At 64.5% G+C, this 22099-nt stretch carries 22 protein-coding genes; 15 read left to right on the forward strand and 7 right to left on the reverse strand.

Annotated elements, in window-relative coordinates:
* Positions 1-201: 201 nt before the first annotated feature.
* From RIN61_RS17025 to RIN61_RS17040, 4 genes are read left to right on the forward strand one after another with little or no spacing between them, the layout of a single operon-like run.
* Positions 202-792 carry a PulJ/GspJ family protein gene (locus RIN61_RS17025; RefSeq protein ID WP_252378611.1) on the forward strand — a complete coding sequence of 197 codons (591 nt, stop codon included), beginning with the start codon at positions 202-204 and terminating at the stop codon, positions 790-792.
* Positions 789-1865, forward strand: a complete 1077-nt coding sequence (gspL, locus tag RIN61_RS17030) for a type II secretion system protein GspL (protein WP_313853028.1) — start codon at positions 789-791, stop codon at positions 1863-1865. Before RIN61_RS17025 ends, gspL begins: the two co-directional genes overlap by 4 nt.
* Positions 1862-2248 carry a type II secretion system protein GspM gene (gspM, locus tag RIN61_RS17035; protein ID WP_112250915.1) on the forward strand — a complete coding sequence of 129 codons (387 nt, stop codon included), beginning with the start codon at positions 1862-1864 and terminating at the stop codon, positions 2246-2248. The genes gspL and gspM overlap by 4 nt, the downstream gene beginning before the upstream one ends.
* Positions 2245-2904: a general secretion pathway protein GspN gene (locus tag RIN61_RS17040; RefSeq protein ID WP_112250916.1), complete on the forward strand. Its 660-nt coding sequence runs from the start codon at positions 2245-2247 to the stop codon at positions 2902-2904. Before gspM ends, RIN61_RS17040 begins: the two co-directional genes overlap by 4 nt.
* 106 nt (positions 2905-3010) lie before the next feature.
* Here RIN61_RS17040 and RIN61_RS17045 read toward each other — a convergent pair whose 3' ends face one another.
* The 4 genes from RIN61_RS17045 to RIN61_RS17060 form a co-directional block, all read right to left on the reverse strand.
* Positions 3011-7537, reverse strand: coding sequence for a hemagglutinin repeat-containing protein (locus RIN61_RS17045; protein ID WP_215520337.1), 4527 nt, complete (start codon positions 7535-7537; stop codon positions 3011-3013).
* 27 nt (positions 7538-7564) lie between these two features.
* Entirely contained in the window at positions 7565-9247 is a 1683-nt protein-coding gene (locus RIN61_RS17050; RefSeq protein ID WP_207878951.1) for a ShlB/FhaC/HecB family hemolysin secretion/activation protein, read from the reverse strand.
* 160 nt (positions 9248-9407) lie between these two features.
* Positions 9408-9962: a L,D-transpeptidase family protein gene (locus RIN61_RS17055; protein ID WP_112250922.1), complete on the reverse strand. Its 555-nt coding sequence runs from the start codon at positions 9960-9962 to the stop codon at positions 9408-9410.
* 22 nt (positions 9963-9984) lie between these two features.
* Positions 9985-10536, reverse strand: coding sequence for an NUDIX hydrolase (locus tag RIN61_RS17060; RefSeq protein WP_112250924.1), 552 nt, complete (start codon positions 10534-10536; stop codon positions 9985-9987).
* Positions 10537-10660: 124 nt separating this feature from the next.
* Between RIN61_RS17060 and RIN61_RS17065 the strand changes: the two genes are divergently transcribed.
* From RIN61_RS17065 to purT, 5 genes are all read left to right on the forward strand, one after another.
* The gene (locus tag RIN61_RS17065) at positions 10661-11260 is read left to right on the forward strand and encodes a CoA pyrophosphatase (protein ID WP_003252125.1); all 600 of its coding nucleotides are present in this window, start codon (positions 10661-10663) and stop codon (positions 11258-11260) included.
* Positions 11261-11304: 44 nt separating this feature from the next.
* A complete protein-coding gene (locus tag RIN61_RS17070) occupies positions 11305-11829 on the forward strand; it encodes a gamma carbonic anhydrase family protein (RefSeq protein WP_112250926.1) in 525 nt (174 codons plus the stop codon).
* Positions 11822-12016, forward strand: a complete 195-nt coding sequence (locus RIN61_RS17075; RefSeq protein WP_024086383.1) for a DUF1289 domain-containing protein — start codon at positions 11822-11824, stop codon at positions 12014-12016. The genes RIN61_RS17070 and RIN61_RS17075 overlap by 8 nt, the downstream gene beginning before the upstream one ends.
* A 204-nt stretch (positions 12017-12220) precedes the next feature.
* On the forward strand, positions 12221-12688 hold the full coding sequence (locus RIN61_RS17080; RefSeq protein WP_003252131.1) for a 7-cyano-7-deazaguanine/7-aminomethyl-7-deazaguanine transporter: 468 nt from the start codon (positions 12221-12223) through the stop codon (positions 12686-12688).
* Between the two features lie 76 nt (positions 12689-12764).
* On the forward strand, positions 12765-13946 hold the full coding sequence (purT, locus tag RIN61_RS17085; RefSeq protein ID WP_252378614.1) for a formate-dependent phosphoribosylglycinamide formyltransferase: 1182 nt from the start codon (positions 12765-12767) through the stop codon (positions 13944-13946).
* Positions 13947-14060: 114 nt separating this feature from the next.
* Here the strand turns inward: purT and RIN61_RS17090 are convergent, their stop codons facing one another.
* The 3 genes from RIN61_RS17090 to RIN61_RS17100 form a co-directional block, all read right to left on the reverse strand.
* A complete protein-coding gene (locus tag RIN61_RS17090; protein ID WP_054573205.1) occupies positions 14061-15362 on the reverse strand; it encodes an MFS transporter in 1302 nt (433 codons plus the stop codon).
* A gap of 274 nt (positions 15363-15636) precedes the next feature.
* Positions 15637-16842: a transporter associated domain-containing protein gene (locus RIN61_RS17095; protein WP_207879875.1), complete on the reverse strand. Its 1206-nt coding sequence runs from the start codon at positions 16840-16842 to the stop codon at positions 15637-15639.
* 9 nt (positions 16843-16851) lie between these two features.
* A complete protein-coding gene (locus tag RIN61_RS17100; protein ID WP_025337912.1) occupies positions 16852-17661 on the reverse strand; it encodes a cytochrome C assembly family protein in 810 nt (269 codons plus the stop codon).
* A 314-nt stretch (positions 17662-17975) separates the two neighbouring features.
* Between RIN61_RS17100 and ffh the strand changes: the two genes are divergently transcribed.
* The 6 genes from ffh (at position 17976) to RIN61_RS17130 (ending at position 22055) form a co-directional block, all read left to right on the forward strand.
* Positions 17976-19352, forward strand: a complete 1377-nt coding sequence (gene ffh / locus RIN61_RS17105) for a signal recognition particle protein (RefSeq protein WP_112250932.1) — start codon at positions 17976-17978, stop codon at positions 19350-19352.
* 259 nt (positions 19353-19611) lie between these two features.
* Positions 19612-19863, forward strand: coding sequence for a 30S ribosomal protein S16 (rpsP, locus tag RIN61_RS17110; RefSeq protein ID WP_003259424.1), 252 nt, complete (start codon positions 19612-19614; stop codon positions 19861-19863).
* 5 nt (positions 19864-19868) lie between these two features.
* The gene (gene rimM, locus RIN61_RS17115) at positions 19869-20405 is read left to right on the forward strand and encodes a ribosome maturation factor RimM (protein ID WP_313853039.1); all 537 of its coding nucleotides are present in this window, start codon (positions 19869-19871) and stop codon (positions 20403-20405) included.
* A gap of 3 nt (positions 20406-20408) precedes the next feature.
* A complete protein-coding gene (gene trmD / locus RIN61_RS17120) occupies positions 20409-21161 on the forward strand; it encodes a tRNA (guanosine(37)-N1)-methyltransferase TrmD (RefSeq protein WP_003252146.1) in 753 nt (250 codons plus the stop codon).
* A 42-nt stretch (positions 21162-21203) separates the two neighbouring features.
* On the forward strand, positions 21204-21554 hold the full coding sequence (gene rplS / locus RIN61_RS17125) for a 50S ribosomal protein L19 (protein WP_003252148.1): 351 nt from the start codon (positions 21204-21206) through the stop codon (positions 21552-21554).
* A gap of 93 nt (positions 21555-21647) precedes the next feature.
* Positions 21648-22055: an acyl-CoA thioesterase gene (locus RIN61_RS17130; RefSeq protein ID WP_025337914.1), complete on the forward strand. Its 408-nt coding sequence runs from the start codon at positions 21648-21650 to the stop codon at positions 22053-22055.
* The last annotated feature ends 44 nt before the right edge of the window (positions 22056-22099 follow it).

Below are 22099 nucleotides of genomic sequence, written 5' to 3' on the forward strand. Positions count from 1 at the left end.
GGGGCCCAGTTCCACCCCGCGCAGGTGTCTGCCCCTGGATCAGCAGTGAGTTACAGAGATCGTGATGCTTGCGCGGTTCCTGTGGGAGCGGGTTTACCCGCGAAGCAGGCAACTCGGTGCATGGCACCGGCTGCGCCGGTGTTCGCGGGTGAACCCGCTCCCACGGGGAGGGTGTATACCCGTCAGCCCAGTGTCCAGCCTGTGAAGCACCGGCAGGCCGGGCTGACCCTGATCGAGCTGATGGTGGCTCTGGCGCTTACCGCCATGCTCGGCATCATGCTCGCCGCCCTGGTCAATGGCTGGCTCAAGGTCCGCGAGCGCCTGCAGACCACCAACCAGGAAACTTCAGTGCTGGACTTCTGCCTGGCCCTCGAGCGTCGCTTCGACAGCCCGGTAATGCGCCGTCTGTACGACCAGCGCCTGCCCCTGGCCAGCCGCTGGCTGGACTGGCAACCGGCAAGCAACCAGTTGCTCTGGGTCGCCATCACCGGCATACCGGAAGCCGAGGGCGGCTCGCGCCTGCAGCGCCAGCGCCTGCGCTTCGAGGCCCGCGAGCAGCGCCTGCTGCTGGAAAGCTCGGCCGACCTCTACGCCGCCGCCGCCCCACGCTGGGTCCAGCGCGACCGGCTCGAGCGGGTCAGTGCCATGAATGTTCTTTATTACCAGGGCGGCCGCTGGCTGGCCTGGCCTTCCGACCAACCTGCGCACCCCGGCCGTGGCGTGCGTCTGGAACTGCAGCGTGATGGAGCACCCTATGTCTGCACCTTCGCCCTCCCATGGGGGCGCTCATGAAGTTTGAATGGGGGCGGCGCACCCCGGCCCAGTCGTGGCTGTTGCTGCGACCGGGCGTTGTCTGGCACTGGGCGCTGGCCCAGGACGGCCTTGTGCAACGCCAGGGGCAGGGCGAGCCGCCGGCCAACCTGCAAGCCCGTGTGGCGTTGATCCTGCCTGCCGAGGCCTGCAGCTGTTTCCGCGTGCCGGCACCGCCCGGGCTCAAGCGTGAAGAATGGCCGCTGTTGCTCGAAGACCGCTTGCTACAGGCTGTCGACGAGGTGACTTGCGCCTGCCTGGCCCGCGAGCCCGGCCATCTTCGGTTGTTGGTGGTAGCCCGCCAGCCACTGGACGAGTGGCGCGGGCAGTGTGCCGAATGGGGCTTGCAGGTAGCCCGTTGCTGGGCAGAACTACAGCTGCTGCCAGCGCCCGATGCGGGCCGTGCCTGGCAGTGGCAGCGCACCCCCGGCCTGTGTTTTTACAAAGGGCTGGCGGAAGACAGGCAGGAGCACTGGCTGGCCTGGCCGGATGCACTGGGCGAGGTGCCACGGCAACCGTGGGCGCAGTTGCAAAAGGTCGCGCTGAGCGGCGACTGGCCCAGTACGCTGGCACCGCTCGATACATTGCCGGGCCTGTTCGAGCGTACCCGCAAGGTGCGCTCGCTGCCGGTGGTGTCCCGGCCGCAGCAACGGTTGCTCGCGGCCTGCCTGGTACTGGCTGCCGTCTGGGGCGGGCTGTGGGTGAGCAAGCAGTGGGGCCAGGGGCAAATCTGGCGCAGCCAGGTCATCGCCCTGACCGGTGAGCAGGCCGGCCCCCGGCACGCCGCGCAGGCCCTCAAGCGCCTGCGCGAAAGTGAACTGCAACAGCAACTGCGCACGCGCCAGCTAGAAGACCTTGAGGCGGCGTTGCAGGCCTGGCTGCGTGACCACCCCAGCTGGCGCCTGCAAGCGGTGCGCTTCGATGGCCAGCGCTGGCACCTGCGGCTGGAGGGCGAGGGCGGTGCGCCGCCATGGAACGACATGGCGAAAGCGGCTGGGGCCTCCGTCCAGGTGCAGGACGGCCAGGTGGTGTTCGACTTGGGAGCAACCTCATGAACCGGGCCTGGTTACAGCGTCATCGTTTGAGGCTCGCCTGGGCGCTGATTGCCCTGTTGCTGGCCTTCCTGGCCCTGCGCGCAGGCCTTGCGCAGTGGCGCGAGCTCAACCAGTGGCGCGGGCTGGCCGAACAGGCCGCCAGCTTGCAAGGTGGCCCGGGGTTGAACCTGGAGCGGCTACGCCAGTCGGCCCAGGCGCGACAGATCGAACTGGCCGAGGTCGATGCGCAGGGCAAGGCCTGGCAACTGCGTGGGCAGGTGGCTGACGAACGAGTGCTGCAAGGCTGGTTGCAAAGCCTGCGTGCAGAAGGTGCACAGCTACTGCAATGGGGGCTGGAGCAGGATGGCAAGGGCCTGCGCTTCAACCTGGTGATGCAGCCATGAGCCGCAAGGGCATGGCGTGGGTTGTGCTGGTGTTCGTGGTGTCGGTATTGGTTGAGCTTCCGGCCAATTGGGTGGTGCGTGCGTTCGGCCTGCCAATGCGTGACGCCAGTGGCAGCCTGTGGCAAGGCCAGGCCCAACAGTTGGGCCCGGTCGGGCCTTTGCACTGGACAGTGCAGCCTTGGCGCTTGCAGGCGAATGCGCAACTGGGCTTCCAGGGCCAGGCCTGGCAGTTGCGCGCCGAAGGCTGGCCATGGCGCTGGCAGCTGGAGGCGAGGGCCATGGGCGCCCAAGTGTCGGTGGCGACGGATTACCGCTTGGCCGGCCAGTGGCAGGGCGCGTTGCGGGTACAGGGGGCAGGGCGGCAATGCCGCGTCAGCGAAGGTCGCGTGACGGTAACCGACCTTGCCCTGAGCCAGCCCTGGTCGCTGGGCTTGGGGCAGGGCTGGCTGGAGATGGATTGCCGCAGCGGCTGGCACCTGCGCGGGCAATTGGCGCAGCAAGGGCAGCATCAGTTGGCCGTGGATGCCGACCTGCCAGCGCGCCGGGCGCAGGTGATGGTCGAGTTGCAACCGGAGGCGGCGCTGATGCCTTTGCTGCGTGGCATGCGGTGGCTTGGGCCGCAGGCGCTGGCAGGGCAACGAGACTTGCGCTGGTAGACACAGGCCGCTCCAACAACACATCAAAAAATGGACGCCATCCCTGTGGGAGCGGGTTCACCCGCGAACACGGGCGAAGCCCGTGCCCTCCAGCGCGGCGCCTGCTTCAGTTTTTCTTGCCCTGCACACTCGAAGCCCACTGCTCACTGCGATTGTGCCCACTGGTCCTCAACAACCCCAGGTCCAGTGCATTTTCCCCATCCGCCGCCCCCTTGCCCTTGGCTAGCTCGGCCACCGCCGTGCCCAGGTCCACCGGCGAGTTGGATGCATCGATCGACACATCCCGGCGATAGTCGTTACCGCTCAGTGTTTCCCGGGTCACCGAGTTGGCGTCGAGCACCGCATCACCTTTGGCCGACTGCAAGCGTGCACCCACCAGGTGAGCGTTGCCACCAACCCGCAGGTCGATACCGTCGCTACCTTTGAGCGTGGCCTGCTGGCCTACGCTGTCGCGCTGCGTGTGCGACACATCGAGGCTGAAGGTGGGCGAGATCCCCGGGTCTGCCTTGCTCAGGGCGGAACCAGCTTTTTTCTCCACCTTGCTCCCCAGCGGCCCTGCCAACGAAGTGGCCGCGTTGACGTAGCCCCGCGGGTTTTTCTCCTGGCTCAGCCGGGCATCGCCTTTCACGCTCAGGGTATCGACGTTGTCCTTGCGGCTGGCGATGCGCAGGTCGCCGTCGATCACTCCATTGATACGCCCAGCTTCCAGGGTGACGCCTTCGAGGCGGGTATCGCCACGGCTTTGCAGGTCGATACGCTCGGCGCGCAGGTCGCTGGCATTCCAGGTCAGGTTGTCGCGCTTGTCGAGCTCCACCTTGAGACGGCCATGCAGGCCGCGAGTGTCGAGCGCGCCCTTGGCCATGTTGAAGCCGGCCCCGGCGGTGATGTCGAGGTTGTCACGACGCTCCTGGCTGGATGATGCTTCCACCAGCATGCCGCCATTCGATGCGTCGAGGGTTATCTGTTCGGCCGAGGCCTGCAGGCCCTCGAGATGCAGGGCGATATCCTCGCGGGCACTGCTGCCCAGGGTCAGTGTGCCGTTGCTGGCGAACTGGGCAGCTACAGCCTGGCGTGCCTCTTCGTCCTGCTTGCCGTGGCTGAAATGGCCGCCTATGGCACCGCCTTTGGTGTTGCCCGCCTTTACAGCCAATTCCACGCCGCCGCCCATCTTGGCGCCGCTAGCGTTCTGGGTATCGCTGGCTGCCTTGACCTGCAGCCGCCCCCCGCTTTGCAGTTGTATGTCGCCAGTCTTGGCCTCGCGGCTGCCAATGCGGGTGCCTTCGAGCATCAGGTCGCCGCCACTGTTCAGTTGTACCTGGCCCTTGGCGTCGATCTGCGCGACCTGGGCCTTGTGCTGTGTGCTCTGGTTCTGGCCGTGGTCGAGGTAGCCCCGGCCATCGACGCCGGTGCTGCCCGGGCGGTTACCGACCTTGGCCCAGGCATTGCCGTCGAGCTGGCGTGACTGCTGATCGGTGCGGTCGTTTGCCTGTGGCAATGTCAGCGAACCGGCGCTGCTCATGACCACGCTGCCTTCACCGCCATCGATGCGTGCCCCTTCATAACGACCAGAGCTGCCCAGTTGCACCTGGATACCCTGTTGCCCATACAGGCTGCCGGGTACGGCGCTGCTGACGCTGTCCTTTTTGTCCAGCGAGCCGCCTTTGCCGGCGGCGCGTACATTCAGGTCTTCGCCGGTGCTGGTATCCAGGCGCACATCACCGCCGTAGGCCAGGCGTTGCACGGTATTTTCCTGGGTGTTCTCGGCAGCCTGCATCTGGTGTTGTGCGGCCTCGATCTGCAGCTTGCCGGCGTTGGCGCGCCAGGCGGTGCCCTGGTCGGTGATGTTGTCGGCCTTGACCTCGACCTTGGCCCCGGACAACTCGCTCACCTGGGCAAAGCCGCGGCGCTGGTTTTCCAGGCGTTTGAGGTGTTCCACGGTCATGTCGGCGCCAACGCTGGGCGGCGCCATGGCGTCTTCGGGGGAGGCTTGCTGGAAGCGCGCGGCTTCTTCGCCCAGCACCAGGCGTTCGATGGGGCGGGTAAGGTCGCGGTACTCGACACTGGCGCCGAGGCTGCCCGACCAGTCGTCACGGCTTTGTTCACGCTCCTCGGTATCCTGCACCGCGCGGTTGTCGATGCGTTTGGCCGTTACCTGCAGAGTGTTGCCGGCGTCGACGCGTGCGGCCTCGGAGACCAGTTCATCGCCACTGATCTTCAGGTCGCCGCTGGCCTGCAATGTGCTGCGTTGCACCTTGCTGTCGCGTTCGGCCTGCACCTGGCGGTTGTGGTGGCCTTCGAACAGGCTGCCCAGCCGGTCGATGCCGCCGGTCACCGTCAGGCCGCCGCCACTGTTGGTGGTGCTGGTGGTTTTGTCGCGGTCGTTGCGGGTTGCCCCCAGGGTCACCTTTTGGGCCTGCACATCGAGGTCGCCTGCGGTGGCCTTCACCGTGGAACCGTTGACCTGCAGGTGAGCCCCGCTGCCAAGGCTCACCGAGGCGCCCTCGAGCTCACTGGCGACCTGGCTGGTGGTGCGCTGCTTGCTACTGGTGGTGGCAACGTCATAGGCCACGCCGGCCGAGTACTGGCGGGACTCGGGCTTGCCATCCTCGGCCTCCTGGGTCTGCTTGGCGCTGGCGCTGAAACCACGTTGCTGGTTGCGGGTTTCGCGCTCGCCAACCGCTTGCACGCTGGTAATCAGCAGGTCGCCCTTGGCCTCTGCCTGCAGGTGCCCGCCCGCTGCGACCTTGGCGCCCTGGATGCGCATTTCCTCGGCGCTGGCCAGGCGCAGGTTGCTGGCCGAGCTGACGTCGCTGGTCAGCACCTGTTGCGTACGCTCGGTGCTCTCGCGGTCGCTGCCAATCAGGCCGAACAGCTTGCTGTCGCTCGTACGGTCGGTGGAGGTGATGCGGCCATGGTCGGCTTCGATGGCCAGTGCACCTTTTGTGCTGTAGAGCACCGCGTCCTCCTTGCCGTGCACGGTACTGCCCTTGATGGCCACCTGCTCAGCTGTCACGGTCAGCTTGCCATTCGCCGTGACGCTACTGCCGGCGACGGCCTGGCCTTCGCTGTCGTTACCCTTGCGGTCGCCAAAGAAGGTGCCGGATACCAGGTCGCCGCGATAGTCGCGCCGGGTGCCGCGCTCCTGCAGGGCGGTGGTACCGATGGTTGCCTCCTTGGCTTCGATCGCCATGTCGCCGCGGCTGTGCAGGCTGCTTCCTTTCACATCGACGGTATTCCTTGCCTTGAGCGTCATGCGTTGGGCCTGGAGCGCACTGCCTTGTGCGGTTTCCTTGTACTGGTCGGTATCGCTGTCACCGCGCCACAAGTCCTTGCGGTGGCGAACCTGCTCTTCGGTGTGCTGGCTGTCGATGCCGGCAGCGATGGCCAGGTTGGCGCCGCTGTCGAGGGTCAGCTCATTGCCAGCATCCACCTTGGCAGCCACCAGGCGCATGTCGTCAGCGGATTGCAGCAGCACGCCGTCCTTGCCTTGCAAGCTGCTGCCCTGTTGCTGCTGCTGGGTGGTGGTGGTTTCGCGGTTGTAGGTTTCGCGGGTGACGAACAGGAACTTCTTGTTCCAGTTTTCGCTGTCGCGCTCGATGTTCTCGCGAGTTGTGGCGTCCAGCGTGAGTTTTCTACCGGCCTTGGCCTCGATTCGCCGAGCTTGCCCATCGACGGTTTCGAGTGTCAGGTCATCGGCAGCAGTCAGCCGCAGATCGCCCTGTTCGCTGTGCAGTTCGACGGGGTTGTCGGCCTTGCCGCTGACCTGCAGGGCGCCGGCCGACTGGATGTCGACCCCGTCTATACCCAGCAGCTGCGATGCCCCCACACGCACACCGGCACCTTCTGCGGTGCTCACCACGCGAATGCGCCCGGCGCGCATGGCGCCGAACAGGCTGGCATCGATGCTGGACGGGGTGCCGGGCAGGTGCTCGACAATTTCGCCGCTGGTGCTGTCGATGCGGTTTCGGCCGACGGTGATATCGATGGAGTTGCGCGCCATCAGCAGCCCTTTGCCGTCCACGCGCGGGGCAATCAGCTCGAGGGCGCCGTTGGGGTTTCGCTGGCCGCCCTCGAGCACTTGCAGGGTACCGCTGGCGTTCAGCGTGTCGAGGTACTTCAGTTGCTGGCCCTCGAACTCGGGGCTGCCCACCACGAAGCCGGCGCGCGTGGTGTTGATGAAACTGCCGCCGTTGAGGGTGATGCCATTGGGGTTGGCCAGGATGTAGTCGGCCGGGCGGCCGAAGATTTCCTGCGGCCCTTCGATCAGCGAGGCGTTGCGGCTGACCACTTCGTTGAGAATGGTCGAGGCGGCCTGGCCCTGGAATTGCGGGTTGGCTGCCAGGGCGCCGGCCAGTTCCGACTGCCCGGCCTGGGTGGCATTGTTCAGCACCACCCCGGAGCGGTCGACGTTGTAGTCGAGGAACTGATTGTGTGATAGCCCGTTGGCGTTTGGCGCGACGATATCGATCACCGGAACACCGTGCCCGTCGTTGATGACCGGTGTGCCGCCGGGGCCGCTGGTTGCTGCCAGGCCACCCTGGGCCAGTGCGGTGCCGGGCCCGAGCAGGGCCAGGAAGATGGCCCAGCGCAAGGTATCTGGGCGGGACGACGGTGACTGCGAGAGTGTTTGCATGTTCTCGTTCTCTTTGTTGTGGGTGATTCAGATGTTCAGGGCCAGTTCCACCACCCAGAAGCCGGGTTCCAGCAGCGGGCGGGGCAGGTCGCTGGCATACAGCGCGCGTTGGTAGCCCAGGCGCAGGTGGCTGCCGGGCAGGCTCAGTTCGGCACCGACGGTGGCCCCGGCGAGGCGTTGGGAAGGCTTGCCTTCGGCAGTGCGGGTCCAGCCCAGGTCCAGGCCGATGTAGGGGCGTACTTGCAGAGGCGCGGCCCAGCCCTCCGGCAGCGGCTGGCTGACGGTGTTGCGCCAGACGGCGCTGCTGGCACCGGAGTAGGTTCGCAGGCGAAACCCGCGCACGGCCGAATCGTCGCTGACCAGCAACTGCTCGACGGCGGGTAGCGGGTCACTGCTGTATTGCAGGCCCAGCTCGCTCTGCCAGCGCCATGGGTGGTTGGCCGGGCCCTGGCGCAGGTGCAGCAGGTTGGCGCGGTACTTGCGAAAATCCGGGCGCAGGCGCTCTGCGCCCAGCGCTGAGCGGTCGGCACCGAAGGCGTCGACACCCTGGGCGACACCGAGGTAGCCATTCCACAGCCCTCCCTCGAGCCACAGCAGGTTGATGCCCGCCTCCACGGAGACCAGGGTAGGGCTCTGCTGGACGATCACCGCGCCGGCGCTGCGGTTGACCATTTGCTTGCGGTCCAGCCGGGCGCTGGCGCTGAGCATGCCTTGCTGGTTGCGCCACAGCACCCGCTCGACGCTCAGGCCCTGGTAGCTGCTGCTGCCGTCGGCTACCTGGCGGCTGTGTGGGAGCGGCGCCTCGTAGCGCAGCTCGCTGGCGCTGAGCGCGAAGGTCCAGGCGCCGTAGGGGATGCTGTAGTACAGCGAGATGCCTTGGCTTTGCCCCGGCGCATCGAGCACCGTGCCGTTCAGCGACAGGCGCAGGTCATCATTGAGGCCCAGCGGGCTGTCCAGGCCGAAGCCGAGGTTAAGGCGATGACGCCCGGTCAGGTCGCTGCCGCGGTTGTCGAAGCGGCTGTCCAGGTGCCCGCGCGAGGCCACCTTGCGCGGCTGCACGACAACCCGGGTGCCGCCCTGCAGTTCGCCGGGCAGCAATTCTGCGGACAGGTCATAAGCGCGCAGGCGGTTGAGCTGGTCGAGGCCTTGCTCCAGGGCTGGCAGGTACAGTGGCTGCCCGAGCAGGCCGGGAAAGGCGCCGGGGAGGGACAGGGGCAATTCGGGGCCGGCCATTTCGATGGACTCGACGAACCCTTCGACGATGACCAGGTTCAGCGGTGCGCCGTTTTGTGGCGGTTGCTGCAGGTAAGGCCGGCTGGTCGGGTATCCGGCTTGCACATAGCGCTGGGTGATGGCTTTCAGCAGCCCGTTGATTTCCGCGATGCCCATGCATGGGGTAATGAACCTGCGAAGGGTTGGCGTTAACGCCGAGTCGGAAAGCTTGCGGTTGCCGGCCACGCGTACGCCGGTTATGGCCCAGCAACGCTGGTCGTGCGGGAGGGGGGCGGTGGTGTCGTGGCTTTCAGCCGGGGCGGGCTGGCGCTGCCAGCGTTCCAGCCGCTGTTGCTGTTCCAGCTGTCGCAGCCCGCGCTGCTGATCGCGCAGTTGCTGGCTGGCGGGGTCGTCGGCCAGCGCCTGAGGCGCGGTCAGCAAACCGGACAGGCAGCAGGTGAGCGCCCAGCAGGTGGCGCGGTGAATGTGGAACGGCATTGAAGCACCCCGCAAATGATGTACGGATTTCGTACTCGTCTGCGTGGATGCTAAAAACTAGGGGGGGCGCCTGGATGCAGTACCCGGCCTAAGCGCTTGTAAGGCGCGTTCTTGCCTGGAGGTGGGAAGCTTCCTACAGCGTCAGTTGAAAGGCCCGCTATCAGGGCCGAATTTCGATCAACGTGCCATCCCGCACCAGGTCCCACACTTCCTGCATGTCGCGGTTACGCATGGCAATACAGCCGTCCGTCCAGTCCAGGGTGTGGAAGTACCACTCCGGATACTCGTCGTCGATCGGCGTGCCATGGATCATGATCATGCTGCCGGCGCTCACCCCTTCGCGGGTGGCACGGGCGGCATCGGTGATGTTCGGGTAATTGATGTGCATGGCCAGGTTGAAGCGGTCGCTCTGCTTGCGCCAGTCCAGCCAGTACAGGCCCTCGGGGGTTTTCTTGTCGCCTTCGCGCTCCTTGGCGCCTTTTGGCTGCTTGCCCAGCGAGATGCGGTAGGTCTTCAGCGGTTCGCCACGGCTGATCAGCTGCAGTCGGCGTTCGGACTTGATCACCAGCACCTTGTCGATCAGCGGTTGCATGGCCTGCTGCGAAGGCGACAGGTTCTGCGCTGCCGGCTGCGGCTTGCGGATGATGGTCTCGGTGAAGGCCGCCTGGGACACCGAGGTAACGCAAAGGCAGAAAAGGGCAAGCAACCAACGCATGTAACGGTATCCCCGAAGGTTTCTAGGTGGTGGGCGAGACGTTCATCGGCGGCAGGTATTCATGGCCTATTGGGTAGTGCTGCCCGATGCGATCGCGATAGTAGCATTCTAGTGTGCGAGTGACGGTGCGGAAAGCCAGCTCGCCCCACGGTATCTCATGTTCTTCAAACAGCCGCACCTCCAGGCTTTCGACGCCGATCGCGAAATCAAGGTCTGCCAGCTCGGCGCGAAAGAAAACGTGCACCTGGTTGATGTGTGGCAGGTCGAACAGCTGGTACAGGCTCATGCTGGCGACCCGGGCGCAGGCTTCCTCGACGGTTTCGCGACGGGCGGCCTCGTCCAGGGTTTCGCCGTTTTCCATGAAACCGGCAGGCAAGGTCCAGAAGCCTCGGCGTGGCTCGATGGCGCGCCGGCACAGCAGCACCTGGCTGCCCCAGGTCGGCAACACGCCGGCAACGATGTTGGGGTTCTGATAATGGACGATCCGGCAAGACCCGCAGACATACCGCAGGCGGCTGTCGCCCTCGGGAATCTGCTGAGTGACCGGCTGGCCGCAGGCGCTGCAGTATTTCATTCGGGGTTCCCTTTGCTCAGGTTTATCTTGGCGCGACGGCCGGTTTGCCGCAAGCGCACAGGGCTTGGGTGCTTCGCGCCTTTGGTGCATCATGCAAGGCAGGCCTTGAATACGAGTGTGCGCAATGCTGGACGAGCTACTTCGCCGAATGAGCAACCACCAACCCGCATCACTGGAAACCGACCGGCGGTTCCCTGAAGCGGCGGTTCTTTTGCCCATCACCCGCAGCGAAGCGCCCGAACTGGTCCTGACCCTGCGTGCCAAGGGCCTGTCCACTCACGGCGGTGAAGTGGCTTTTCCCGGTGGCCGCCGCGACCCGGAAGACCCGGACCTGGTGTTCACCGCGCTACGTGAAGCGGAAGAAGAAATCGGCCTGCCACCAGGCCTGGTTGAAGTGATCGGCCCGCTCAGCCCGCTGATTTCGCTGCACGGCCTGAAAGTGACGCCATTCGTCGGGCTCATCCCCGATTTTGTCGAATACCGTGCCAATGATGCCGAGATCGCGGCAGTATTCACCGTGCCGCTGGAATTCTTCCGCCAGGACCCGCGCGATCATACCCACCGTATCGATTACCAGGGGCGCAGCTGGTATGTGCCCAGCTATCGCTATGGCGAATACAAGATCTGGGGGTTGTCGGCGATCATGATCGTCGAACTGGTCAACCTGCTGTTCGATGCCGGCATCAGCCTGCACCAGCCCCCTGAGCGTTACATCGAAAACTGAGCGGGGCCAACCCCGTCGTCTGCGTTGCAGCCTGAGGAGCAAGCATGAAATACCGCCTGGGCGACCTGCGGGTCGAGAGCCACCCCACCAGTTGGGCCGCACCCAACGCCACGCTGATCGGCAAGGTGCGCCTGCAGGCCAATGCCAGCGTTTGGTTTGGCGCGGTGCTGCGCGGGGACAACGAGCTGATCGACATTGGCGAAGGCAGCAACGTGCAGGATGGCACGGTGATGCACACCGACATGGGCTCTCCGCTGACCCTTGGCAAGGGCGTGACCGTTGGCCACAACGCCATGCTGCATGGCTGCACGGTGGGCGACTACAGCCTGGTCGGTATCAATGCGGTCATCCTCAATGGCGCGCGTATCGGCAAGCATTGCATCATCGGCGCCAATGCGCTGATTGCGGAAGGCAAGGAGATCCCCGACGGTTCGCTGGTGATGGGTTCGCCGGGCAAGGTGGTGCGTGAGCTGACCGAACAGCAGAAGCGCATGCTCGAAGCCAGTGCCGCGCATTACGTGCACAATGCCCAGCGTTATGCACGGGAGTTGGTGGTTGACGATGAGTGATGTCGTGGAGCGGCCGGTGGCCTCGCCGTGCGTGAGTATCTGTGCGTTGGACGAGCAGGATATCTGCACCGGTTGCCAGCGAACCGTGGCCGAGATCGGCCGCTGGGGGCGGATGGACAACGACGAGCGCCGGGCGGTGCTCAAGCTTTGCCATGAAAGGGCAGTAGAGGCTGGCCTCATCCTCTAGGGCTGACTCGCCCCCCCTGTGGGAGCGGGTTCACCCGCGAACACCGGCGCAGCCGGTGCCATCCACCGTGTTGGATTCTTCGCGGGTGAACCCGCTCCCACAGGCATCGCGTAGCCCTCGAACCTGATGTTGTACCTGTGGGAGCGGGTTTACCCGCGAACCAGCCAGCGGTAATCTGTGCGGCTTGCCCACAGACTACCCGCCATGTTCTATCTGATTGCCTACATCAGCAGCGTAGTGCTGATCAACTACGCCTTCTCCAGCGCGCCACACCTGGACATCATCTGGTCCGCCTGGGGCGGCCTGGTGTTCATCCTGCGCGACATGGTGCAGACCCGCTTCGGCCATGGGGCCCTGGTCGCCATGCTGGCGGCGCTGGTGCTGTCCTATGTCACTTCGGAACCGGCCATCGCCCTGGCCAGCGCCACTGCGTTCTTCATTTCCGAACTGATCGACTGGCTGGTATTCAGCATCACCCGCCGGCCGCTGCGCGACCGCCTGTGGCTGAGTTCGGCGCTGAGCATCCCGGTGGACACCTTCATCTTCTTCGGCATGATCGGTGCCCTGACCCCAGCCGTGATCGGCACCGCCATGGCCTCGAAATTTGCCGGTGTTACCGCCGTGTGGCTGGCCATGGCATTTCGCGCCCGGCGGGCCGCCGTGGCGGGTTGATGGTGTAGAATAGCGGTCCTTTTTCAGCGGGTGGCGCCAAGCCTGGTGCGGCCCCGGACGCCTTCGAGGACCTGAAATGACCCGTATCGGAACCCCCTTGTCGCCTACCGCGACCCGTGTACTTCTCTGCGGCTGTGGCGAGCTGGGCAAGGAAGTGGTGATCGAGCTGCAGCGCCTGGGCGTCGAAGTGATCGCCGTCGACCGCTACGCCAATGCCCCGGCAATGCAGGTGGCGCACCGCAGCCACGTGGTCAACATGCTCGATGGCGTGGCCCTGCGTGCCGTGATCGAGGCCGAGAAACCGCACTACATCGTCCCTGAAATCGAAGCCATCGCCACCGCCACCCTGGTCGAGCTGGAAAACGAAGGCTTCACCGTGGTGCCGACCGCCCGCGCCACCCAGCTGACCATGAACCGCGAAGGCATCCGCCGCCTGGCCGCCGAAGAGCTGGACCTGCCAACCTCGCCGTACCACTTCGCCGACACCTACGAAGACTACGCCAAGGCCGTTGCCGATGTCGGCTACCCGTGCGTGGTCAAGCCGGTGATGAGTTCGTCTGGCAAGGGCCAGAGCCTGTTGCGCAGCGATGCCGACCTGCAGAAGTCGTGGGACTACGCCCAGGAAGGCGGTCGCGCCGGCAAAGGGCGGGTGATTATCGAGGGCTTCATCGACTTCGAGTACGAAATCACCCTGTTGACCGTGCGCCATGTCGGCGGCACCACCTTCCTCGAGCCAGTCGGCCATCGCCAGGAGAAGGGCGACTACCAGGAATCGTGGCAGCCGCAGGCCATGAGCCCGAAGGCGCTGGCCGAGTCGCAGCGGGTGGCCAAGGCGGTCACCGATGCCCTGGGCGGTCGTGGCCTGTTTGGCGTGGAGCTGTTCGTGAAGGGCGACCAGGTGTGGTTCAGCGAAGTCTCGCCACGCCCGCATGACACCGGTCTGGTGACCCTGATTTCCCAGGACCTGTCGCAGTTTGCCCTGCATGCCCGCGCCATTCTTGGCCTGCCGATTCCGGTAGTGCGCCAGTTCGGCCCTTCGGCTTCTGCGGTGATCTTGCCCGAGGGGCAGTCGCAGCAGACCAGCTTTGCCAATCTGGGTGCGGCGCTGAGCGAGCCGGATACCGCCATTCGCCTGTTCGGCAAGCCGGAAATCAACGGTACCCGCCGCATGGGCGTGTGCCTGGCGCGTGACGAGTCGGTCGAAGCGGCGCGTGCCAAGGCGACCCGTGCTGCGCAGGCGGTCAAGGTCGAGTTCTGATCCGATTGGGGCTGCGTTGCAGCCCTTCGCGGGCAAGCCCGCTCCCACAGGTTTCGGCGCTACCCCTGTGGGAGCGGGCTTGCCCGCGAAGGGCCGCAACGCGGCCCCATTTACTTACAGCTGTGTATTGCGGGTCTCTTTCAGGCACAGCACGGCAATCAAGCTGATCACCGCCGCCACCGATACATATCCCCCCACCCAGCTCAACCCACCCATGCTCACCAGCTTCTGGGCAAAGAACGGAGCAGCCGAGGCGCCGACGATACCGCCCAGGTTATACGCCGCCGAAGCGCCGGTATAACGCACGTGGGTCGGGAACAGTTCCGGCAGCAGCGCCCCCATCGGCGCAAATGTCACGCCCATCAGGAACAGTTCGATGGCCAGGAACAGCGCCACCCCTGCGGTCGACCCCGAAGTCAGCAGCGGCTCCATGGTAAAGCCCGAGGCTACCGCCAGCAGGCCGCCGACGATCAGCACCGGTTTGCGCCCGTAGCGGTCGCTGAGCCAGGCCGACAGCGGTGTGGCCAGGGCCATGAACACTACCGCGAAGCACAGCAGGCCAAGGAACGTTTCGCGGCTGTAGCCCAGCGTGGTCACGCCATAACTCAGCGAGAACACCGTGGAGATATAGAACAGCGCGTAGCACACCACCATTGCCGCTGCGCCCAGCAGGGTCGGCAGCCAGTATCTGGAAAACAGGTCGACCACCGGCATTTTCACCCGCTCGTGGCGGGCGACGGCCTTGGCGAATACCGGGCTTTCTTCAAGCTTCAGGCGTACATACAGCCCCACCAGTACCAGCGCGGCGCTGAGCAGGAACGGAATGCGCCAGCCCCACTCGCGGAACTGCTCGTCGCTGAGCACCAGGGCAAGGGTCAGGAACAGGCCGTTGGCAGCCAGGAAGCCGATCGATGGGCCCAGCTGCGGGAACATGCCGAACCAGGCGCGTTTGCCTTCCGGCGCGTTCTCCGTAGCCAGCAAAGCCGCGCCACCCCATTCGCCGCCCAGCCCCAGGCCTTGGCCAAAACGCAGCAGGCAGAGGATGATCGGCGCCCATACGCCAATGCTGTCATAGCCCGGCAGCACGCCGATGGCTGTGGTGGACACGCCCATCAGCAGAAGCGAGGCTACCAGGGTCGACTTGCGGCCGATGCGGTCGCCAAAGTGGCCGAACAGTGCCGAGCCCAGTGGGCGGGCGAGGAAGGCGATACCGAAGGTAAGGAAGGCCGCCAGCATCTGCGCGGTGCCCGACCCGGACGGGAAGAACACCGGGCCGATCACCAGGGCGGCGGCAGTGGCGTAAACGTAGAAATCGTAGAACTCGATGGCAGTGCCGATGAAGCTGGCAGTGGCTACCCGCGCGGGCGAGTTGACCGGTGCGGCAGGCGCTTCGGCATAGGTGCTGCTGGTTGTCATTGAATAGGTCCCTGACAGTCTGGTCCGGCTCCATTGGGATAAGCCACGCGGCGTGCAATGCCAAAGGACAGGCACGGTGGCGCGGGCGCCGGAGCGTTTTGTTGTTGTGTGCGCCCGACTGACGATAGCCCAAGGGGGGTAGGGGCGGGGCGGGCACTGTTCGGGGTGTTGAAGCAGGACCGCAGGGCGTGTCAGTGGAGCGGACTGGCCGTCGAGCGCCGGGTGCGGGTAGCAGGCGGGACGGCGGGGCTGGGTAAGCGTGACCCGAGTATAGCTATCGGGTCACGGCCCACACCAGTACCTTGCTGGCACAATTGTCCTCTGTTTCGAGGATTTCCAGGCGATAGCGGCCGATCTTCAGGCAAACGGCGCTTTCAGGGATGCTTTCCAGTGCTTCGGTGACCAGCCCGTTGAGGGTTTTCGGCCCGCCGTCGCAGGGCAGGTGCCAGCCCAGGCTGCGGTTGATCTCGCGCAGCGAAGCGGTGCCGTCGATGACGAACGTGCCATCGGGCTGCGGGTGCACGTGGGGGTTGTCCAGGCTCTGTTCATCCTCGAACTCGCCAACGATCTCTTCGAGGATGTCTTCCAGGGTGACGATGCCCAGCACTTCGCCGTACTCGTCCACCACCACGCCCAGGCGGCGCTGCTGCTTGTGGAAGTTCAGCAGCTGCATTTGCAGGGGTGTGCTTTCGGGGACGAAATAAGGCTCGTAGCAGGCCCCGAGCAGCGTTTCCAGGGTCAGTTCGGCCTTCGGCAGCAGGTGGCTGATCAGCTTGGTATTGAGGATTGCTTCAACCTGGTTGATGTCGCTGTGGTACACCGGCAGGCGGGTGTGGCGGCTGACGATCAGTTGCTCGATGATGCGCTCGATCGGCTCGTCGAGGCTGATGCCGTCCACTTCGTTGCGCGGTACCAGGATGTCGTTGACGGTCATCTTGTCCAGTGACTGCAGGCCGTCCAGCAGGCCGTGGCGCGGGGCCTCGTGTTCCTCGTCCTCGTCGAACTCGTCGGCTTCCTGCGGGTGCAGGGCCACGGCCGTGGGCTGCACGCGGAACGGACGCAGGATCAGCTTGGCAATGCCATCCAGCAGGCAGGCCAGCGGTTGCAGCAGGGTGAGGGGGACTTTCAGCAGGCTGGCGCCAAGGCTGGCGAACGCCTGCGGATTGCGCCGGGCCAGGCGCCGTGGCAGGTATTCGGCAAATACCAGCAGGACGAGGGTGGCGGCCAACCCGGCCAGCCAGAAGCCGTGCTCGCCGTCATGGCGCTGGCCGACCAGGCAGGCCAGGCCCAGCACCAGCAGCTTGCCCAGGCTGGCGCACAGCACCAGGGCCTGGGCCGGCAACGCGGGCTGGCCGTCCTCGCCGACGCGCAGCGTGCCATTGAGTTGCAGGCGGGCGGCGTCCACTGCGGTGAACAGCGCCGACCACAACAGCGCCAGTGCCAGGGTGCCGAATAGCGGTGCGTACGGCAGGGTATCCATGGGCGCCCGTCAGATATGCAGGATGAATTCGCGAACCAGCTTGCTGCCGAAATAGGCCAGCATCAGCAGGCAGAAACCGGCCAGCGTCCAGCGGATGGCCTTGTGGCCACGCCAGCCCAGGCGGGTGCGGCCCCACAGCAGCACGCTGAACACCACCCAGGCGACACAGGCCAGCAGGGTCTTGTGTGCCAGATGCTGGGCGAACAGGTTGTCGAGGAACAGCCAGCCGGAGATCAGCGACAGCGACAGCAGGCACCAGCCGGCCCAGAGGAAGCCGAACAACAGGCTTTCCATGGTTTGCAGTGGCGGGAAGTTGCGGATCAGCCCGGACGGGTGCTTGTTCTTCAGCTGGCGGTCCTGCAGCAGCAACAGCAGTGCCTGGAACACCGCGATGGTGAACAGCCCGTAGGCCAGGATCGACAGCAGGATGTGCGCGAGGATGCCTGGCTCTTCGTTGACCAGCGGCACCGTGCCGGGGGGCGCGAACTGGGCCAGCAGCGCGGTCACCGCGCCCAGCGGGAACAGCAGCACCAGCAGGTTTTCCACGGGTATGCGCAAGCAGGCCAGCAGGGTCAGGGCGATGACCGCCACGGCGATCAGGCTGGCGGCACTGAAGAAGTCCAGGCTCAGGCCCAGCGGGGTGATCAGCTGGAAGAACAGCGCACCAGCCTGGGCGAGTACCGCGAAGGCACCCAGCAGGGCAAGCAGGCGCTTGTCGGCCTTGCGGTTCTGGGCAAGGTAAGAGCCCTGGTAGATGGCCGCGGCTATATATAGGCCGGCGGCGATCAGGTTGGGGATGAGGCTGGGTGAGGAGAACATAAGTCCTGGTTGGCGAGCCTTAAAGAGACGGAGTTTGGCATAGATCGCGCTGGTCTAGGAAGACTGACAGACCGCGGTGCAGCATTCGCGGGTGAACCCGCTCCCACACGGTTTCGAGTGTGGTGCAGACCTTGTGGGAGCGGGTTCACCCGCGAAGAGGCCGGCACAGCCACCGAATATCTACCAGGCCGCCAGCAAGGTGTGCGCCGTCGCCGCACTTCGCTATAATCGCCGCCTTGCTGTGCCTGGCGGGTGTGCATTCCCCGCTGGGCGCCTGACAAACCTCGGCTTTTACTGGGCCTGAAAGGATCACCATGTTCGAAAACCTGACCGACCGCCTGTCACAGACGCTGCGCCATGTCACCGGCAAGGCCAAGCTGACCGAAGACAACATCAAGGACACGCTGCGCGAAGTGCGCATGGCCCTGCTCGAGGCCGACGTTGCCCTGCCGGTGGTCAAGGATTTCGTCAACAGCGTCAAGGACCGTGCAGTCGGCACTGAAGTGTCGCGCAGCCTGACCCCGGGCCAGGCGTTCGTGAAGATCGTCCAGGCCGAGCTGGAAAGCCTGATGGGCGCGGCCAACGAAGATCTCGCACTCAACGCCGCCCCGCCCGCCGTGGTGCTGATGGCTGGCCTGCAGGGCGCCGGCAAGACCACCACCGCCGGCAAACTGGCGCGCTTCCTCAAGGAGCGCAAGAAAAAGAGCGTGATGGTGGTGTCCGCCGACGTCTACCGCCCGGCGGCGATCAAGCAGCTGGAAACCCTGGCCAACGACATCGGCGTCACCTTCTTCCCGTCCGACATCAGCCAGAAACCGGTGGCCATCGCCGAAGCGGCCATCCGCGAAGCCAAGCTGAAGTTCATCGACGTGGTCATCGTCGACACCGCCGGCCGTCTGCACATCGACGCCGACATGATGGACGAGATCAAGGCGCTGCATGCCGCGGTCAAGCCGATCGAGACCCTGTTCGTGGTCGACGCCATGACCGGCCAGGACGCCGCCAACACCGCCAAGGCCTTTGGCGAGGCGCTGCCGCTGACCGGCGTGGTGCTGACCAAGGTCGACGGCGACGCCCGTGGCGGTGCCGCGCTGTCGGTGCGTGCCATTACCGGCAAGCCGATCAAGTTCATCGGTATGGGCGAGAAGACCGAAGCCCTCGAGCCGTTCCACCCCGACCGTGTCGCCTCGCGAATCCTCGGCATGGGCGACGTGCTCAGCCTGATCGAGCAGGCCGAGCAGACGATCGACAAGGCCAAGGCCGACAAGCTGGCCAAGAAGCTGAAGAAGGGCAAGGGCTTCGATCTCGAAGACTTCCGCGACCAGCTGCAGCAGATGAAGAACATGGGCGGCCTCGGCGGCCTGATGGACAAGCTGCCGAGCATCGGCGGGGTCAACCTGTCGCAGATGGGCAATGCCCAGGGCGCCGCCGAGAAGCAGTTCAAGCAGATGGAAGCAATCATCAACTCCATGACCCCGGCCGAGCGCCGTGATCCGGAGTTGATCAGCGGCTCGCGCAAGCGCCGAATCGCCATCGGTTCCGGCACCCAGGTGCAGGACGTCGGCCGCCTGATCAAGCAGCACAAGCAAATGCAGAAGATGATGAAGAAATTCTCCGCCAAGGGCGGCATGGCCAAGATGATGCGCGGCCTTGGCGGGATGCTGCCGGGCGGCGGCATGCCGAAGCTGTAACCCCTATTCCGGGGGCCTGCCGTTTGTCCGGCAGGCGCCCAGAACCCCCGCCGTGGCGGGGCAATCGCCGCGGATTTCGCGGCTCAACCGGCGGATCTGGACGGCAGGGCAGGGCCTTGCCGAAAAAGTCATTTGCAAATGTCCGTGTATTCCCCGAGAATATGCGGCCTTTTGGGCACCCGTGTGCCTATTTGGCATTCAGATTTGCAGTACCAGCTGCTGTATCAACTGCAGCACCGACTATAGGAACGATGTTCACATGGTAACCATTCGTCTGGCCCGTGGCGGCTCGAAAAAGCGCCCATTCTACCACCTGACCGTGACCAACTCGCGTAACGCCCGTGACGGCCGTTTCGTTGAGCGCGTAGGTTTCTTCAACCCGATCGCTGCTGGCGCCGAAGTCAAGCTGTCGGTCAACCAAGAGCGCGTCAACTACTGGCTGAGCCAGGGTGCACAGCCGTCTGAGCGCGTTGCTCAGCTGCTGAAGGACGCTGCCAAGGCTGCTGCCTGAGTAGTATGAACGCGACGCCAGAAAAGGCTGACGACCTCATCGTCGTTGGCAAGATTTTTTCGGTTCACGGCGTTCGCGGCGAGGTGAAGGTGTATTCCTTTACCGATCCGATTGAAAACCTGTTGGATTATCCGCGCTGGACGCTTCGGCACGAAGGCAACGTAAAGCAGGTCGAGCTGGTCAACGGTCGTGGCTCCCAGAAGGGCCTGGTCGTGAAGCTGAAAGGCCTCGATGATCGCGATGAAGCCCGTCTTCTGAGCGGTTACGAAATCTGCATTCCGCGGAGCCTTTTGCCCAACCTGGCTGCTGACGAGTACTACTGGTACCAGTTGGTGGGCCTGAAGGTCATCAACCAGGACGAACAACTGTTCGGCAAGGTCGATCACCTGTTGGAGACCGGTGCGAACGATGTCATGGTGGTCAAGCCCTGCGCAGGCAGCCTGGATGATCGCGAGCGTCTGTTGCCCTATACGGCGCAATGCGTGCTCGACATCGACCTGGAAGCAGGCGTGATGCGGGTTGAATGGGACGCGGACTTCTAAACGATGGGTAACCTTCGCGTAGACGTCATCACGTTGTTCCCCGAGATGTTCTCGGCCATCACGGAGTACGGCATTACCAGCCGCGCGGTGAAACAGGGGTTGCTTCAGGTGACTTGCTGGAACCCGCGGGACTACACCACAGATCGTCACCACACGGTGGATGATCGGCCGTTTGGCGGTGGTCCGGGCATGGTGATGAAAATCAAGCCTCTGGAAGACGCCCTGGTTAGCGCCAGGCAAGCGACCGGAGCAGCGGCGAAGGTGATCTACCTTTCGCCACAAGGCCGCAAGCTGACTCAGCAGGCGGTCAAAGGCCTGGCCGAACAGGAATCGTTGATCCTGATCGCCGGTCGTTATGAAGGCATCGACGAGCGCTTTATCGAGGCTCATGTCGATGAGGAGTGGTCGATTGGCGACTATGTGCTTTCCGGTGGCGAGCTGCCGGCCATGGTACTGATCGATGCGGTTACACGGCTGCTGCCCGGAGCTTTAGGGCATGTGGACTCGGCGGAAGAAGATTCCTTCACCGACGGTCTGCTCGATTGCCCGCACTACACCCGGCCTGAGGTGTATGCGGATCAGCGTGTTCCCGACGTGTTGCTAAGTGGCAACCATGCACACATCCGGCGTTGGAGAATGAAGCAGTCCCTTGGTAGGACCTTCGAACGACGCGCCGATCTTCTGGAAAGTCGCTCGCTTTCTGGAGAAGAGAAGAAGCTGCTCGAGGAATATCTCCGCGAGCGGGACGATAGTTAAACGTATCGATGGTGGATCACGTATCCATCTTAGGAGCACAGCATGACCAACAAGATCATCCAGCAGCTCGAAGCCGAGCAGATGAGCAAGGAAATCCCGACCTTCGCACCAGGCGACACCGTTGTCGTTCAGGTTAAAGTGAAGGAAGGTGAGCGTTCCCGTCTGCAGGCGTTCGAAGGCGTCGTTATCGCCAAGCGTAACCGCGGTCTGAACAGCGCCTTCACCGTGCGCAAGATCTCCAGCGGCGTTGGCGTAGAGCGTACCTTCCAGACCTACAGCCCGCAAATCGACAGCCTGGCCGTGAAACGTCGTGGTGACGTGCGTAAAGCCAAGCTGTACTACCTGCGCGACCTGTCCGGCAAAGCCGCTCGCATCAAGGAAAAACTGTCCTGAGTGCAGTTTGCCCGGTGGCCGAGGCCGCCTAGCGAGAAAAAAGCAGCCTTCGGGCTGCTTTTTTGCGTTTTGACCCCCGAAGATGTGATTGCCATGACTACCCGAGACCAGGAAATCCTGCGCCGCACCGAGCTGTCGGTGACCCGCGTGACCAAGGCGGTGTTCCCCAACACCACCAACCACCACAACACCCTCTTCGGCGGCACCGCCCTGGCCTGGATGGACGAAGTGTCGTTCATCGCCGCCACGCGCTTCTGCCGCCTGCCGCTGGTAACCGTGTCGACTGACCGCATCGACTTCAAGCATCCGATCCCGGCGGGCTCGATCGTCGAGTTGGTGGGGTCGGTCATCAAGGTAGGTAATACCAGCTTGCAGGTACAGGTGGATGTGTTCGTCGAGAACATGTACCTGGATGGACGCGAGCGGGCGATCCACGGGGTGTTCAGCTTCGTTGCCATCGATGAGGACAAGCGGCCGGTGCCCGTTCTGCCCCAGGCCTGAGTTCTCCTGTTTAGGCCCTTTCGCGGGTAAACCCGCTCCCACAG

It is taken from the genome of Pseudomonas inefficax, assembly GCF_032164165.1.
GTDB lineage: Bacteria > Pseudomonadota > Gammaproteobacteria > Pseudomonadales > Pseudomonadaceae > Aquipseudomonas > Aquipseudomonas inefficax.

Bases quoted from the DNA above. Each gene is read 5' to 3' on its own strand.
- gspL (WP_313853028.1), top strand. From the start codon at position 789: ATGAAGTTTGAATGGGGGCGGCGCACCCCGGCCCAGTCGTGGCTGTTG.
- gspM (WP_112250915.1), top strand. From the start codon at position 1,862: ATGAACCGGGCCTGGTTACAGCGTCATCGTTTGAGGCTCGCCTGGGCG.
- RIN61_RS17040 (WP_112250916.1), top strand. From the start codon at position 2,245: ATGAGCCGCAAGGGCATGGCGTGGGTTGTGCTGGTGTTCGTGGTGTCG.
- RIN61_RS17045 (WP_215520337.1), bottom strand. From the start codon at position 7,537: ATGCAAACACTCTCGCAGTCACCGTCGTCCCGCCCAGATACCTTGCGC.
- RIN61_RS17050 (WP_207878951.1), bottom strand. From the start codon at position 9,247: ATGCCGTTCCACATTCACCGCGCCACCTGCTGGGCGCTCACCTGCTGC.
- RIN61_RS17055 (WP_112250922.1), bottom strand. From the start codon at position 9,962: ATGCGTTGGTTGCTTGCCCTTTTCTGCCTTTGCGTTACCTCGGTGTCC.
- RIN61_RS17060 (WP_112250924.1), bottom strand. From the start codon at position 10,536: ATGAAATACTGCAGCGCCTGCGGCCAGCCGGTCACTCAGCAGATTCCC.
- RIN61_RS17065 (WP_003252125.1), top strand. From the start codon at position 10,661: ATGCTGGACGAGCTACTTCGCCGAATGAGCAACCACCAACCCGCATCA.
- RIN61_RS17070 (WP_112250926.1), top strand. From the start codon at position 11,305: ATGAAATACCGCCTGGGCGACCTGCGGGTCGAGAGCCACCCCACCAGT.
- RIN61_RS17075 (WP_024086383.1), top strand. From the start codon at position 11,822: ATGAGTGATGTCGTGGAGCGGCCGGTGGCCTCGCCGTGCGTGAGTATC.
- RIN61_RS17080 (WP_003252131.1), top strand. From the start codon at position 12,221: ATGTTCTATCTGATTGCCTACATCAGCAGCGTAGTGCTGATCAACTAC.
- purT (WP_252378614.1), top strand. From the start codon at position 12,765: ATGACCCGTATCGGAACCCCCTTGTCGCCTACCGCGACCCGTGTACTT.
- RIN61_RS17090 (WP_054573205.1), bottom strand. From the start codon at position 15,362: ATGACAACCAGCAGCACCTATGCCGAAGCGCCTGCCGCACCGGTCAAC.
- RIN61_RS17095 (WP_207879875.1), bottom strand. From the start codon at position 16,842: ATGGATACCCTGCCGTACGCACCGCTATTCGGCACCCTGGCACTGGCG.
- RIN61_RS17100 (WP_025337912.1), bottom strand. From the start codon at position 17,661: ATGTTCTCCTCACCCAGCCTCATCCCCAACCTGATCGCCGCCGGCCTA.
- ffh (WP_112250932.1), top strand. From the start codon at position 17,976: ATGTTCGAAAACCTGACCGACCGCCTGTCACAGACGCTGCGCCATGTC.
- rpsP (WP_003259424.1), top strand. From the start codon at position 19,612: ATGGTAACCATTCGTCTGGCCCGTGGCGGCTCGAAAAAGCGCCCATTC.
- rimM (WP_313853039.1), top strand. From the start codon at position 19,869: ATGAACGCGACGCCAGAAAAGGCTGACGACCTCATCGTCGTTGGCAAG.
- trmD (WP_003252146.1), top strand. From the start codon at position 20,409: ATGGGTAACCTTCGCGTAGACGTCATCACGTTGTTCCCCGAGATGTTC.
- rplS (WP_003252148.1), top strand. From the start codon at position 21,204: ATGACCAACAAGATCATCCAGCAGCTCGAAGCCGAGCAGATGAGCAAG.
- RIN61_RS17130 (WP_025337914.1), top strand. From the start codon at position 21,648: ATGACTACCCGAGACCAGGAAATCCTGCGCCGCACCGAGCTGTCGGTG.